General features: G+C 42.5%; 10 protein-coding genes and 2 pseudogenes. 5 read left to right on the top strand and 7 right to left on the bottom strand.

What is annotated here, in order from left to right:
- Window positions 1-352 precede the first annotated feature (352 nt).
- Window positions 353-1,486: a DUF3616 domain-containing protein gene (locus tag H6G92_RS36305; protein WP_190901411.1), complete on the top strand. Its 1,134-nt coding sequence runs from the start codon at window positions 353-355 to the stop codon at window positions 1,484-1,486.
- Window positions 1,485-1,976: pseudogene (locus tag H6G92_RS36300) on the top strand (ISAzo13 family transposase); the annotation flags it as partial. The gene H6G92_RS36305 and the pseudogene H6G92_RS36300, both read left to right, overlap by 2 nt.
- A gap of 202 nt (window positions 1,977-2,178) precedes the next feature.
- On the opposite strand, the gene H6G92_RS36295 reads toward H6G92_RS36300, so the two are convergent.
- The 5 genes and pseudogenes from H6G92_RS36295 to H6G92_RS36275 form a co-directional block, all read right to left on the bottom strand.
- Window positions 2,179-3,078 carry a hypothetical protein gene (locus H6G92_RS36295; protein WP_190901408.1) on the bottom strand — a complete coding sequence of 300 codons (900 nt, stop codon included), beginning with the start codon at window positions 3,076-3,078 and terminating at the stop codon, window positions 2,179-2,181.
- Between the two features lie 673 nt (window positions 3,079-3,751).
- Window positions 3,752-3,859 (bottom strand): annotated as a pseudogene (locus H6G92_RS36290) (IS5-like element ISMra2 family transposase); the annotation flags it as partial.
- Window positions 3,860-3,888: 29 nt separating this feature from the next.
- Complete coding sequence (locus H6G92_RS40670) at window positions 3,889-5,523, bottom strand: M4 family metallopeptidase (protein WP_277926929.1); 1,635 nt, start codon at window positions 5,521-5,523, stop codon at window positions 3,889-3,891.
- A 41-nt stretch (window positions 5,524-5,564) separates the two neighbouring features.
- Window positions 5,565-7,481, bottom strand: a complete 1,917-nt coding sequence (locus H6G92_RS36280) for a M20/M25/M40 family metallo-hydrolase (protein WP_190901406.1) — start codon at window positions 7,479-7,481, stop codon at window positions 5,565-5,567.
- A 37-nt stretch (window positions 7,482-7,518) separates the two neighbouring features.
- The gene (locus H6G92_RS36275; protein ID WP_190901404.1) at window positions 7,519-9,600 is read right to left on the bottom strand and encodes a S41 family peptidase; all 2,082 of its coding nucleotides are present in this window, start codon (window positions 9,598-9,600) and stop codon (window positions 7,519-7,521) included.
- Window positions 9,601-10,562: 962 nt separating this feature from the next.
- On the opposite strand from H6G92_RS36275, the gene H6G92_RS36270 reads away from it, so the two are divergent.
- Genes H6G92_RS36270 through H6G92_RS36260 form a run of 3 tightly spaced genes read left to right on the top strand, consistent with a single transcriptional unit; the run spans window position 10,563 to window position 11,623 of the window.
- Window positions 10,563-10,859, top strand: a complete 297-nt coding sequence (locus tag H6G92_RS36270) for a helix-turn-helix domain-containing protein (RefSeq protein WP_190901402.1) — start codon at window positions 10,563-10,565, stop codon at window positions 10,857-10,859.
- A 36-nt stretch (window positions 10,860-10,895) separates the two neighbouring features.
- Window positions 10,896-11,072: a winged helix-turn-helix domain-containing protein gene (locus H6G92_RS41270; protein WP_449289987.1), complete on the top strand. Its 177-nt coding sequence runs from the start codon at window positions 10,896-10,898 to the stop codon at window positions 11,070-11,072.
- Window positions 11,054-11,623, top strand: a complete 570-nt coding sequence (locus H6G92_RS36260) for an IS630 family transposase (RefSeq protein WP_190901413.1) — start codon at window positions 11,054-11,056, stop codon at window positions 11,621-11,623. Before H6G92_RS41270 ends, H6G92_RS36260 begins: the two co-directional genes overlap by 19 nt.
- Window positions 11,624-11,696: 73 nt before the next feature.
- Here H6G92_RS36260 and H6G92_RS36255 read toward each other — a convergent pair whose 3' ends face one another.
- Together H6G92_RS36255 and H6G92_RS36250 are read right to left on the bottom strand one after the other, a co-directional pair.
- Window positions 11,697-12,362, bottom strand: coding sequence for a hypothetical protein (locus H6G92_RS36255; RefSeq protein ID WP_190901400.1), 666 nt, complete (start codon window positions 12,360-12,362; stop codon window positions 11,697-11,699).
- 151 nt (window positions 12,363-12,513) lie between these two features.
- Window positions 12,514-13,161 carry an RNA polymerase sigma factor gene (locus H6G92_RS36250; protein ID WP_190901399.1) on the bottom strand — a complete coding sequence of 216 codons (648 nt, stop codon included), beginning with the start codon at window positions 13,159-13,161 and terminating at the stop codon, window positions 12,514-12,516.
- Window positions 13,162-14,409 lie beyond the last annotated feature (1,248 nt).

The raw sequence follows: 14,409 nt of genomic DNA, 5'->3' as shown, positions 1-14,409 counted from the left end.
GGCATTGTAAGAGTGATAGGATGTCGAACATGGGCGAATTGTAGTTTTTGAGTTGTCGTTTGGGAAGACAATAACTCTACTACAGAGCGCCCTCTCTCTTCATACTCTTGTTTTGGCGAAGGTATTGAGCAAAGTGCCATAAATTCTTGGGCGTTTTTTATAAAAACACGATAAGTAGAATTTTAGAAGTTGATTTTTAGAGCGACGTGTTTTTGAGAAAAATGTGATTATGACGAACTTAAAAGGGTAGGAATTGGACATTGAGAACGGTCATATGAGAACTCAAGAACTGATATTGTCTTTTTCCTGTCTCATTTTTGGAATATAACCTAAATTGAAAGGAGATGTAATCATGAATAGAACGAGTTCTGTTCTCCTGGAGTTCAATCGAGAACTCAACAATCTGGGCGAGAGCAAAGAGCTTCGTCAAGGACTGTCAGCCGTTGTGCAAATTGGGGATACGCTATGGGTGGCCAATGATGAAACGATTAGCTTGGAACGGCTATCTCGCCGGAAAGACGATAGCAATGATGTTTACAGGTATAGCGATCACAAGCAGTTCCCGTTAAACGAATACCTTCAGCTTCCAGTGCTTCCATCTAATTCCAATGATATTGAAGAAGCGGATATAGAAGGTCTCGACTACAAAGATGATTATCTCTGGCTGGTGGGTTCACATAGCCTGAAGCGTAGCAAACCGAAGAAGGGAGACTCGATTGAGAATAATTTAAAGCGTTTGGCTAAAGTGAGTAAGGATGGTAACCGCTTTCTTCTTGCCCGCATCCCTGTTGTGAAAAAAGATGGAATGTATTCTTTAGAGAAGGAAATTCAGCAAGGTGATAAGAAGCTAACTGCTGCTCAGTTAGGGGGCAATGATGAAGGGAACCATTTAACTGAGGCGCTAGCGCAGGACAAGCACTTGCGTTCCTTCCTTACAGTTCCCGGTAAGGACAATGGGTTTGATATTGAGGGCTTGGCTATTGCAGGCAAACGCCTCTTTATAGGGCTACGCGGACCGGTTTTGCGTGGTTGGGCTGTCATTCTGGAAGTGGAGCTGAAAGAGGATAAAAAAGATCCCTTCACTCTGGAATTGAATCAGATAGGACCGGACAACCGACCCTATCGAAAGCATTTCTTGCATCTTGACGGTTTAGGAATCCGCGATCTCTGTGTGCAAGAGCGTGATCTGTTGATTCTGGCAGGACCGACGATGGAGCTTGATGGCCCGGTTATGCTCTTCCGGTGGCAGGGTGGTGTAGAGTTGAGTGGAGAGAGCTTAGTTTACTTGTCGCAAAAAAACTCAGCCCAAAATATTCCTTTTGGTTATGGCAAAGACAAGGGTAAAGATCATGCAGAAGGCATGACCCTGTTTTCCCAAAATGGTGACGCTCCTCGCTCTGTCCTTATGGTGTATGACTCCCCGTCCGATAACCGCCTAACACAAATTAGCACAGTAGAGGCAGATATTTTCCCTTTGCCTACCTAATGTTGGTATTGACCACGATACCGCAGAGTTTGCAGTCGAGTCTATTCGTCATTGGTGGTACTCAATGGGAAAACAAGTTTATCCCAGCAGTGAGCATATAATGATTACGGCTGATTGCGGTGGTAGCAATAGTTATCGCTCACGATTATGGAAATTGAAGCTACAAGAATTAGCAACCCAGACTGGTAAAACTATTCATGTGTGCCATTTTCCTCCAGGCACAAGTAAATGGAATAAGATTGAGCATCGCTTGTTTTGTCACATTACCCAAAACTGACGAGGCAGACCATTAACCAGCTTGCAAGTTGTGATTAATCTAATTCGCAATACTACCACCACACAAGGATTAGAAGTTGAGGCTAGATTAGATCCAAATCTCTACAAAACGGGAATCAAGGTTACAGACCAAGAGCTTGATACTATTGCAATCGAACGAAATTCTTTTCATGGTGAGTGGAACTATATTATCAAACCCAAAGCAGTCAGTTAATTGTTCAAGTTATTTTTACATAACTCCTAAGTTAATATTTCGGACAAATCTAATACAAGTTTTGGTTAATCAACATACCGAACTTCTTACTCTGCTTGAGTTTCAAGCTCTTAAATACTGATTAGACAGCCAGGGGCTTTAGCCCTGGTTTTATGCAACTTAAATGCTCACTAGCTTAGCTACTCTTTGCGCTACTCTTTGCTTAGACAAGTTTAATTTTTGCCCAGACAGACTTGCGGTTTGTTCCTGTGTCTCTATCAAATTCATCTAAAACGGCTAATTTTTGGTCTTTTTTCACAATACCGATAATTTGTCCATATCCGCTTCCAGGCAGTGAGCCTGGAAGCGGTGCTGCATCTCTTAAAAAAATGTTTGTAGTTGCAATAAGTATGTCACCTTTTTGAGGAATATTAGTTTGTTTTTCGTCAATTTCAGACTTTTCTGGTCTTACAGTTACTAATAGATCAGTAGTATCTAAAATGCTAGGATTATTTTTTTTAGTCATGCCAATATAAATCCATCCTTCTTGTTTGCTCGCTTCTGTAGTTATACTTTGAACGGCGACTGCTGTGGATAATCCAGGATTCTCTTCTTGTTCTGTTAGATTTGGAGGCTCAGCACTTAGTGCGTCTATGTTGGCATTAGGAATACTTGCGTTTTTTTTTGCATCTGCTATCTTTTTTTTGTTGCTTTCATTAAGTTTTTTATTTGATATACCTTCATATTTTTTTGCTTCATCTTTTAGTGCTATTAGACATTCTTTATAACTATTTCTTGTGCAAAAATCTTCAATTTTTAAAACATAGCTCCTGTTCCTATCAGATTCTACAGGAAATACTGTAGAAAACATCTTACGAAATCTATCTTCATTTGGTTCTATACTATTAACAAGAGTGTAAATTGCCATGAGAACTTGGTCTTCTTTTCCACTAGCTATAGGTTGTATAGAGTGATACAGCGAAGTAATAAATAGCTGGTGTTTATTAAATTCATTTTGTCTCGTAAACGTGTGAAGACTAAGAATTAAAGCAATAACAGAAACAACACTACTAACAATCAGTGTTAAACATTCAATCCGATTATCTTTTTGTAGCTTAGTCATTTCATCCACCTACATTTTACCAACTTACGAAATAGATTATTTTGTGTAGTAATTTAACTACGGTACAGCAAGGATTTTAATGCCTTAAATTTCAGAGACTTCAATTGCCACAGCATTATCCACAACACTTGTAGTAAGGATTAATGAGATTATTTCGGAGTTTATTCTCAACAGACTAGCCTTATTGGCATGATACGGACACCCTGAGGTTGTGGATATTTGCCTTGCCTTTATAAACGTTCCTTTAGGACCTCACACCAGTCTAATTTTCAGTCTTGAGAAAATTAACGAATTTTCGACGTTTCGTCCGACGAAAAATTAACCCTGTTTTGTCACTTCCAGAAAACAATAATCGTAGCGAAATGCTGGAACTTTTATCTAATCAAGTTTTGAGCTTTTCTTTTCTAATAGAAACTAAAATTTGTAGCCAAAAACTGAAAAGTAAAGCTCCGGAAGGATTTCAGGCACTGGTTTTTCCCAAAGTGACAGAACAGGGTTAAGGTTTCACCCAGAGCGACAGTAAAGGGTAAGCTAACGCACACCTAAATTTGATAATTTACTGCTTGAACCAATTTGCTACCTAGATTACACTACGCCTTATGTGAATTAAAAATTCTCAAGCAATATCAAAGGTTTCAGCCTTATTTCAATAGCACAGCGATTAGGGCGTGTTTTAAAACCATAACCACAAAAGGATAGAAGCAAGAGTCAGCATTGCAAGGTAGTTTTGAGCGTTTTTCTCGTAACATGTTGCTATTCGGTGAAATTGTTTTAAACGGTTAAAACAACAGCCTCAATTTTTCGTCAGTTTTAAATATTGATGTCCACGGCGGCGAACGCGGCAACTATGTCGTCAGTATCGTACCCTAAGTCATTCGCTGCATCCTTCACGCCCACTGCTCCACTGAAAAATCCTGAACTTGGTGTCCATTTATGCTTATTGGCATATACAAAAACCTCGAATGCTTTCTTAGTGTCCCAACCAGGTCGACGCGCCAACACTGAAAAGGCTTTATTATATACACCACTGCTGTGGTGGACATCAAGTCCTTCATAGTAATCGTTTACGCTATCAATAGATAGCCCATCACGGGTAGGATCATCCATGTATCTCAGTGCACCATCGGGCTTCTTAAAGATTGATGCTCCAACCTTAAAATCGTTCTGGCCTGTCAAAAAGAACTTGGCTCCTTCGCCAGCCATATCCGAAAACGCTTCGTTAATCCCTCCAGATTCTCCCACATAAATCAGTTCCGAGTTTTGTTGCGTGAATCCGTGGCTCACCTCGTGTGCCGAGACATCTAGACTAACTAACGGATAGAAACGGTTGTCTCCGTCGCCAAACGACATTGCACGACCGTTCCAATTGGCGTTTCCATAGTTCACTCCATAGTGAACACGCATCGTCAGCTTAAAGGCGAGTGGTGCGGTGTTGAACCACTGTCGATACATATTGAAGACAACGTTACCGAAGAACTGGGCGTCGTTGAGAGGGCAAAAGGCACCGTTGATTGGCTTAAATGTGTTTTCCGGTCCCGGATTATAGGAATAGGGGGTCGAACCTGTAAATCTGTGGTTTAGATCAACCGTGTTGACGTTTTCACTGTCCATCACGTAGGTACCGTTGGACTCTGTCACGGGAAATGCGGGGAAATCGCCAAGACCTGGGTGCAATTTGTATTCATATCGACCCGTTTTTTCATTACCGCCGGGTCCAGTCCCTAGAGTGGGCGCTAGTGCTATCGAATCGTACCTTTGCTCCTCGGTTTCGGTACTTGCCGTCGGTGTCATCGACGAGTGTGTGGTGGATACGAGGGACGTTATTCGATCAAAATGAAAAACAGTCTTTCCCGTGTTCGCATCAATAAGAAATGTCGGTCTGGTCGGTTCGCCATCAACTGGTTCTGCAAACAACGATACGTCAAAGCAAAGCCTGGCTCGCCCGTCGTGTCGCGGATAAACCACCATTTCTGCCTTTTCGACCTCGACAGAATTACCTTCAATTCCTTTCTCATTCATCAAAGCGTTCTTTGCTTTTTGAATTGCCACCTCTATATCTAGAGTAGGCATTGTATTTTCGATGTCGGAAGCGATGCTCTGCAAAGCATTGCCGTGAAGTGGTCGATAATTACCGTCAGCATCAACAGTAACTATGATAGTTTCTCCCCAGACTGGGATACCATTGTAGGTTTGCCTGTAACGAAAGTATTTCATGCCGTTTGCACCTTCGCTCTCTTGTTGCAGTATGAGATCGTTGTTCTCCGCAAAGTGCAACGCTTCTTTTAGCTCTGTGGCAGACTGTGCGGCATCTGGTGCTCCCGCAGCTAAAGTTCGTGCTTGATTTAACGATTCAAGCACATCCTCCGCAACTCGTAAGTCAATCTTATTCATTTTTGATTCTCCTGTTTTAGTCTTGAAAAGAGAAAATATTTCTAGCTTTGCCATTACTCAGCAACTTTTGATAAATCTCTTAATCCTTAAGTAATCTACTGTTTAGCCGTCATCCAGGCTGCTGCTGCTACTAAACGAGCAATGTCGGCAGTATATTCAAAATCAACCTGAAGATCGCGAGCTGTATGGTAATTTGGGTTGTTAATTTTTGAAACTGGGTGCAAGGGTGGACCCAGAAATAAATCTTCGGAAACTAGACAGGCTGCATACCCCACTTGTTGAAAGCTAGCGTGGTCGCTCCGGGTATCTCCCACATCCGGTGTCTGGTAAATCTCTGGTGTTTTCAAATTAGGAGAGACTTGTTTGACTAACTGTTGAATTTGCTGTGCTAGTTTTAGAGATCTCCGTTCGGCATCGGGACATACTCGACTTCCGACATGAATCTCAAATGGCCGGGGAACATGATGGTGCTCTCCTCGGTATCCGATCATATCCAATTGATAAACGGCAACGATAGGAGAACTTGCTTGAGCTTCGTCTCTGGCATATTCCAGACTCCCAATTAGTCCTTGCTCTTCGGCGTTGAACAGTACAAAGCGAATTGTTCTCTTCGGTCTATTTGATTGACTTAGCTCTTTAAAAGCCTGGGCAATGGCAAGGACTCCAGCGATCCCGCTACCATCATCATCGGCACCGGGAGCTGGATCTGTGTCCGGATCGTAGTTTACTTCTCTATTGGCTGTTGAATCCAAGTGAGCACTGACGATGACGATTCCCTCATCATTCCCTCGCTCGCCTTGCCATTCAGCCACAATATTGCAAAGTTTTGAGGGCTGGCTAGGATGATCGAATTGGTGTAAGTAAACTTGAAAGTCACCAGCACCAATGTCCTCAAAATCGCGAACGAGAGCCTTTGTTGCTACGGCATTACCATCGCTGTCAATATGACGGCTCTTAATTTTAGTGTCCCTCTGAGGGTCAATTGCCTCTATCCTGCTGTATCGAGCCAAATAGCGGCGAATAGTTTCCAAGGTGAGAGAAGAAAACTTTTCCAAGTCTTGAGTGCTCAGAGATAGCTCAGTTCCTGGCTCAGAAAGCAAATCAGCAGGCTGCTTAGTCACTTCGACTCTAAGTGGCTCTAGCAAGCTCATATTAGAGATGAGTTTTAGGTTATGCCCATGATAGGCTTCTTCAAAGTGATATTGATCAATCGATTTCCCTGCTGGCAAGGCAACATAAAGTCCCTCTTGAGTAGAAGACAGTACCCATGTAGATTCTTCTTCGTTGCTAAAAAAACTAGCAGATTGTCCTTCCGGAACGAGAAAACCGGTGCGAATTTGGCGATCATCTCGCATTAAATACATCTCCGTTTGAAGAGGTAAATCCAAATCCCCAAGCCGTTTTACTTCAAAGCCGAGATCGTCAAGACTTAAAGCGGTAATCATCGATGCGATCGCGTAAACCTTAGTGCCTCTGGTACTAGTGATATGTATAGGCACAATGGGTAAATCTCTCAGGACGCTTTGCCATTCTTGATTACTCTGTTCGGGTGGAACAGTTATTTCAAGATATCTCAAATGATGTCCACTTAAGATTGCCGATGCCAGACGAGGATGCGGAGCTACACGCCAACCAGCTTCTATTGCATAACTTCGCTCTTTGCTGTCTTCTCCAACGAACAAACACCGATCAGGAGTCGCTCTCAGTTCAGCTTGAGTGGCAGCTAGTCTAAATATTTCCGAAGAGTCTTTCGAACCATAGATGAGGAGATTAGGCTCGAAAAAAGCCAAAATTCCCGATTGTTCTAAAATTCTTTCTAAGTTTTCGGCTGTGTCGTTACCGATATTTGAGATAACTCCAAGCCGCTTGCCATCGTCATGCAACTGTCGAAGCACGTCTGGCACATACGTATAAACAACGAGAGCAAGAAGTTTGCCAGTAGGTGAGACTCTTGGAGCTCCAAGAGTGTTACCAATATCAAAGAAAATTGCTTCTATTGTGTTTCTATTCATAATACGTTATTTCTATCTGCACGGAGCATAATTTGGCTCAGAGTAGCAGCTTTTGGGATGCCACATACATTCCCTGCTTATAGCCACGGAGAAGGAGATTGGTGGAACCGGAGGTCGATGCAGTTACCACGAACTCGATCTCACCGTCCGTCACATCGCGCGACTCCTTGGGACGGTCGTCGATAAAAAAGTCTAGCCGATCCAAGTTGCGCGTGCGTGCGGTAACCGTAACGCCATTGTTCGAGCTTGACTTCTGTTTCAACTCCAACTCATAGGATGGCTTACCCTTAAGGATCTTGCCAGCATGATTGATCAGGTCTTGGTTGCTGTTGAGGAGATCATTTTTCGTCATTCGGTACTGCACATCCGGCTTGACACCGAGGTCTTCCAGTAGAGTGCCAGACTTCGGCCCAACGCGGAGCGTCGCGCGGATAGCTACCCGCATCCCGGCACCGTTAGGCAGAGGCTTGAACACGCCTGGAACGGCCGCTTGGAGAAGATCGTGAGTCCAAACGTTTGCGCCGCCAGCACCAGTATTTCCATCTACACCCAGGATGGTGCCGATACGATGATCTTGGAATCCGGCCGAAAAGATATCCGTGGTGCTATAGCAGCGAGCATCTGTAATGAGTACCACAGATCCCACATATACCTGACCGATGTTGTTGCATAACTCTTCAGGGGTGAGTGGAAAGCTGGCGGAATAGGTAGCGCCTGTCGTAACCGCTTGTCTTAAAGACTCCACCCACTGCGATAGATTTCCGACAAGCTGAAAATTACCTTCCGTACATATCCGGAGGTTAAGTGGGCTAGTGATAAACATTGTCGGCTCCGGTTGAATACTGGCTGGCGTGAGTAACTGGAGAAGACGCTCGCCAGCCCCAATATAGCCGCCTCCATTCCCACGCACATCGATGATGAGACCGTTCTGCGGCAACTGGCGAACAAGCCGAATGAATTCCTGAAGAAACCCGCCAATGTTGCCATTCGGGATTGAGAATGTATAGATGCGGATGCAACCGAACGTTCCGCTGGAGGTGTTCAGCACCCGCGCATTCAGAACACCCGGCATCAAGCTTTCGAGTCCGTCTCCAACTGTCGGTCCATGATCCGCCGCAAACTTAGACTGATCGGGTATTTTGATACCCGACTGCTTGGTTATGCCTGGAGCGAACAGCACCTGTTTGGTTTGCCGGACAGCATCCGCTTGCAGATCTAGTCCTATTGCCGCTTTAGCACCTGGAGGAAGACTGCTGCTCGAGTTCTCACTCCCACCAAAGGCCGTGCGCGCCGTGAGAGCATCTTTCTTGGCTTGAACCTCCGGGGCAAAGAGAAGTTGCTTCATCTCGCGCACAGCTTCGCCCTGCAAATCTACAGCAAGTACCGCTTGTAGAGATATCTCTGCTGAGGTAGCCGAAACTGCATCCATATCCAAGGCGGATGATCCAATGCTGCGCACCTTCCACTCCTGGCGAAGCTCTCGCTCCTGTCCGTTGAGCCCCTTGTACCGAATGACCTCCCAATAGGTATCGGGTGGTAAAGAGATTCGCAGCGGCCGAATCGTGAGCGCATCCAGTCCACGTACGTGGCGAGCATCCAGATTGCTCCCAGCTTGGCGCTCTCCACTCAACTCCACTGCCCGCTCAATAGGTATCCCGCTCCAGTAGAGGATCTCCACACCGGGTTGGAATCCGGGATCGGCCACCTCTTGCGTTACCTTGGAAGCGATATATCGCCGCTGTCCGTTCTCATAATACTCCTCCACTAGGAACGGTAGGTAGGCGGTATGGTTCGCGAATGGAGTTGGAAGCAGGTAGTTGGTATGGAGATCCCTAACTGACACAAAGATGTCCGTCATCTCGTTATGGAAGCGAAGGTCGGCTTCCACTCCATCGTCCGTCGTATGTTCCAAGCGGTGTTGAAGCAGTCTGAGTCGTTGTACTGGCCGAACCGCGTGCATTGCCTCTTTCAGCGGTCGGTGGACGTAGCACTGCTCGAGCAGCAGCAGTGCTTGCTCTACCAGCAGTAGTCTCTGCTGCTTTCCAAGGTTAACTTGATTGGTTGCGCTCTCCATGAACTGGCTGAGATTCACCGTGGCGCCAGTGACGGTATCAGACATCGGTCTTCTCCTCGTAGGATGGATGAGAATTTTTTGGAACGTGATATCTGTGGGGAATGGCACTAAGATAACGGCGGCCGAATCGTGAGCGCATCCAGTCCACGTACGTGGCAAACCTATTATCTATAAGGCTTTTGGGTGTGAGGTGTGGGGTGTAGTGATCAAGAAGTTTATTAATGTTCGCACTTCCATTCTATTTTTCTTAATTTCTGACTACCCCCTACACTCTAGCCTCCCCAGCCTTCCCCAGCTTTCTTCCTCACTAAAAATACTAATTAGACAGTCTGGGGTATGGTATCAAACAGGTATGGGAGTATTTCATTCTCGCTTTCGATCTTCATATTGTTCTCCTATCCATTAAATTTAGTGCTCCTGGCTGCCCTGTTTTTAACGTAAGTTTGACGGTGAGAAAGATTAGCCTTGAAAGCCCGAACCCCCTATCTGTAAACTTGTGATTTATAGCTTATATTTTTTATAACGATCACTAAAGGCAAATTATTCCAAAACTTGCAAAAAAATTTGTAAATTTACAGGATAAATCTTCTGTGTCCTTAAGTATATTGTTTGTAAGCTAAAAACTTGGTTTTTTTTGGAATTTATTGAATGACAAAGCAAGGAAAGCTTACGCTAGCTCGCTAGCATATCTGCATTCTTGCAATCACATCAAGATACACAAGCTCCAAGTACAGGATATTCATTTACATTCCTTCATATTTAGGCCTAAAAATATTGGGTCTCGAATACTTACTGCATAAAATATTAGGGTGCTAAATTTAAAATCTTGTTCACTCAAAGCTTTCAGAGCAGTCACAGTAAAATCTACAGACAATATTGTTTGCAAGTCATGCCTGTAGAGAGTCTTAGCTGTTCTCAATACAAACCAGCATAATATGTACTGAATACCAATTTAATATGAAGCTACATATAATAGATGGAAGCAAACTTGATAAATTTGAATATTCATGAGCCGTCCTTTTGAGATTGAAATCGCAGAGAGCGAAGAAGAACTAAAAAAACGTCTGCAAACAGCCAACTTGGGAAACCAGAAAGAAAAACTTATTATGTTGTGGTGGATCAAAAGCGGACAAGTAAAGGAACAGCAAGAAATCGGAAAACGCTTGGCACGAGATACTTCAACGGTCACGAGATGGTTGCAGAAATACAGAACTGATGGGCTGTCAGGCTTATTAGAAATCAAGAAAGCACCAGGGGCAAAGCGGAAAATCGATGATACTGCGATCGCAGCACTCGAGGAGTAGTTAAAAACAGGGAAAGGGTTTGCCAGCTATGGTGCAATAGTTGAATGGTTGAAACAAGAACATGGGCAAGATATTGAATATGCAACTGTTTATGCGTTGGTTCGATATCGATTGGGTGCAAAATTGAAAGTACCTCGCCCTCAAAGCCATAAACAAGACGAAAAATTGGTTTCTGAGTTTAAAAAAAACTCGGTATCATACTCAATTGTCTAGAAGAACGTCTAGCACCTGGCAAGTGTGTTCGCTACCTGTGTCAGGATGAAACTAGGGTTGGACTGAAAACTCTTACAGGAAAAGTGATTACAGCTTCCGGAGTCAAGCCGACTGTTAAGGTGATATGGCCAAGAGATAACTTTTGGATTTATGGTGCAATTGAACCATTGACTGGAGATCATTTTCTTTATGAATATCCAAAACTGGATAGCGAGTGTTTTCAAAAGTTTTTGGACTGGCTATCTGTGCAATTAGGTAGTGATTACGCTATTTTACAGATTGATCAAGCACCTGCTCATACAAGTTCCGCAATTCGTTGGCAAGAATTTATTATTCCTCTGTTTCAACCAGCTTCAGCCCCTGAACTCAATCCCATTGAAAGGCTTTGGCAAGCTCTCAAGAAGCCTCTCAAAAATCAACTTTTCTCTTCTTTACAAGCTTTACGCGAGCGCATCCAAGAAATATTCGACCAACTTACATTTGAGCAGGTAATTTCTGTCTCTTCTTATAACTTTATCCTGGAAGCTCTATTCTATGCAGCTTCATATTAAATTGGTAGAAGAAGCAAAATATTTTGCAGTTACCAACTCAATAATATTCATGTATTGCTCTAGAAACTTCTGCTCACTCTTGTTCTAGATGCAATGCTTCGTCTAATACTGCATTCGTAAATTTTATACTTTCCAAGTAAGTTTGGTAAGCTGCCACTGGCACTGTCAACACATCACTCCAAGCTTCCTCTTGTTGATGGAAAGCTTGAACTGCTGAGTCTTTTGCAGCATTTAAGTTCCCACTTATCAATCCTAATCTATAAGTTTCCGACACTACTGGTAATTCCTCAATTAACCCATGGTAATAATTTCCTACTGCCAACAAGTGGTCATAAATCTCGCGTGAGAGCCTTTTTCCAACTGGTTGTAGTAAATTACAAGTTAATGCAGGAACAACATGCCAAGTCTCAGCTAGCAAATTTTGTCCAACCTCAGACATCTTTGAAGGAATCAGTAAATCCACATCGTTGAGAAACTTTGTTTTGACAGATAACAACATCACAGTGGCAATTGCCCACTGTTGTGCTTCCACTGATGGTTCAGGTTCTTTGACAATCATTACATAGCGCGGTGGTGAGTTCCCTTCTAAAAATCTTTGTACTGAAGAGGGGTATAAAGATTGCTGCTCTTCATTTGAGAACTCTAGAGGACTTTGCACTAAACGACTCACTTCCCAGATTTCTCCAGGCTGTGGGATTGGTCTGTTAGTACTTTGTGTATTATTCCTATTTATACGCATAAGTTTGTAAGACCCAACGAAGGTATCTTAATGTTGGGGATTTGAAGTGTGATTATATCTATATATTAGTTAACGAACGAGCACGTCTAATTATGACGGCTCATTTAAATCTTTACAAATTTGAGCAGCAACAAATATATCAGCCATTGATTTACCATTGATTTCTTGAGTACTCATGTGTTGCTTTCTGCTTGCCAATTACCCGCTGTTTTTGCTTAAGGTTTTCAAATTTAAGTAATCCTAACGTCTCCGCAATTCGTTCTACAAGTTCTTGCCAGCGTTTACAGACTTCACTCTGGCTAACTCCTAGTTCATTAGCAATTTGCGTTTGTGTTTTTTCGTTAATCTTCCCTTGCCATAGTTTAAGATATTTTTGATGAGGGAACTTTTGATCAAGTTGGTGAATTGCTTCTACCGCTTGAATAATCAAATCTGCACGCTCTGCTGCGTCTAAGACATTATATTCATCAGGAATCGTATCTAGCAGAAATATATCTGTGTCAGGAATAGCGCAATCTAAACTTTGACAATTTCGTAGTTTTTCTTTGCGAACAAAATCAATGACTTCACACTTAGCTACCGTGAAAGCCCAGTGATAAAACTGTTCCACTTCCCTTGACTGAAATTTTCCAGCTTGAATAGTCTGGAAAACTTTTAAATGAACTGCCTGAAGAGCATCTTCCCACGATAAGCTTGTATCTCTGGTGTATTTACGAGCAATCTGCTCTAGCTTGTGGCAATAGTACGAGTCGCGTAAAATTTCCTGGTAATAACATTCTGATTGCTGTTGTGATAACATCTGACACGTCCTTCTCGCTTGGACATTCTGTGTTGGTGTAGTTTTTTGCTTAAACCACTGCTAAGTCAAACCCAGTTAGTGGTAATCGCAGTATGTCTAAAGTTTCCTCTAATCCTTTGAGCTTTTTGGTACAAGGGTTTGCTTGCTACCAGTAGACGCTACCAACCCTACCGGAAGAACTAGTAAAATGCCTATTAGCGTTAACTTGGGTTCTAGGGCTAACAATAATGTAGGGAGGTTCGGGTTTAACCAAGCAGTTAAAAGTGTTTTAAATCCTTGAACTACATGCTGGTCATTCTTGCAGCTTTAGAACTACAACCAGTAGCGTTCAATTAATGTCTTTTTTAACTTACCTCTTATCAAGATTTTTATAATAGTGACACTACAGTTTTTTACAAAAAATAATAATTAGGATTTAGATGAAATTAGTGTCAAAAAATTATCATTCCAAAGTGATCGTATTTTACTTCTTTAGATACATGTAAATCAGACAATCGTAACTATTGAGTAAGCAATGTTTAGATATAAAGCTACCTGAGCCTACATATTACTGAACTTTTCCCTAATACTTAAATCTTCCACCACATATAACATCGCTCAACTTCAAAACTGTAAAGTAGCCAAGACATGGGACTATTCTCTCAATTTGAAGATTAGATGAATATTGTAACGAAAAACGCAATAGTTTAAATTTCTTCAACAACAGTTATTTATCTTAAAACTATTTGGAGTATTTACTATTAAAATTTTTGCATAATATGAAGCAAAAATAGCGCGATTTTTTAATAAAATTTTAAGAATATCTGCAAACAGGAAATATCAATAATTTTATTATTTAAGGTAAACTTAATCTTCTCAAGTTTCAATATTTTTACGATAGGAGCAGGAGATTTTGCGAAGATAGCTGGGCATTACTCCAAAACTCTAATATTCACGCCACTTGTCGCAGAACATTTGATCCAATACTTTTTGGTTAAGGACAAAACAGGTAACTCAACATTAGCGACTGTGCAAGGGCATATCTAGTAGTCTGCCAACCCAAAAATGCGCTCGTGAGGACTGGGGAAAGGGAAAAGGTTAAGGGATTTAAACCGAATGGCACTAAGAAAAGCTCTAAGCTATGAACCTATCCCACTAATAATATTTTGTTAATCCAGATGTGGATTGTAGCAAGGTCAATGAATGCGTCGAAGTAAACTTTTTGACGTTCCCATCTAACAACGAGACGGCGGTATTTGCGCTGATACC

This window comes from Nostoc foliaceum FACHB-393 (assembly GCF_014698505.1).
In the GTDB taxonomy this organism is placed as follows: Bacteria; Cyanobacteriota; Cyanobacteriia; order Cyanobacteriales; family Nostocaceae; genus Nostoc; species Nostoc foliaceum_A.
Note: the sequence above shows the minus strand (reverse complement) of the source record. Positions and strands in the feature narration are given on the sequence as shown.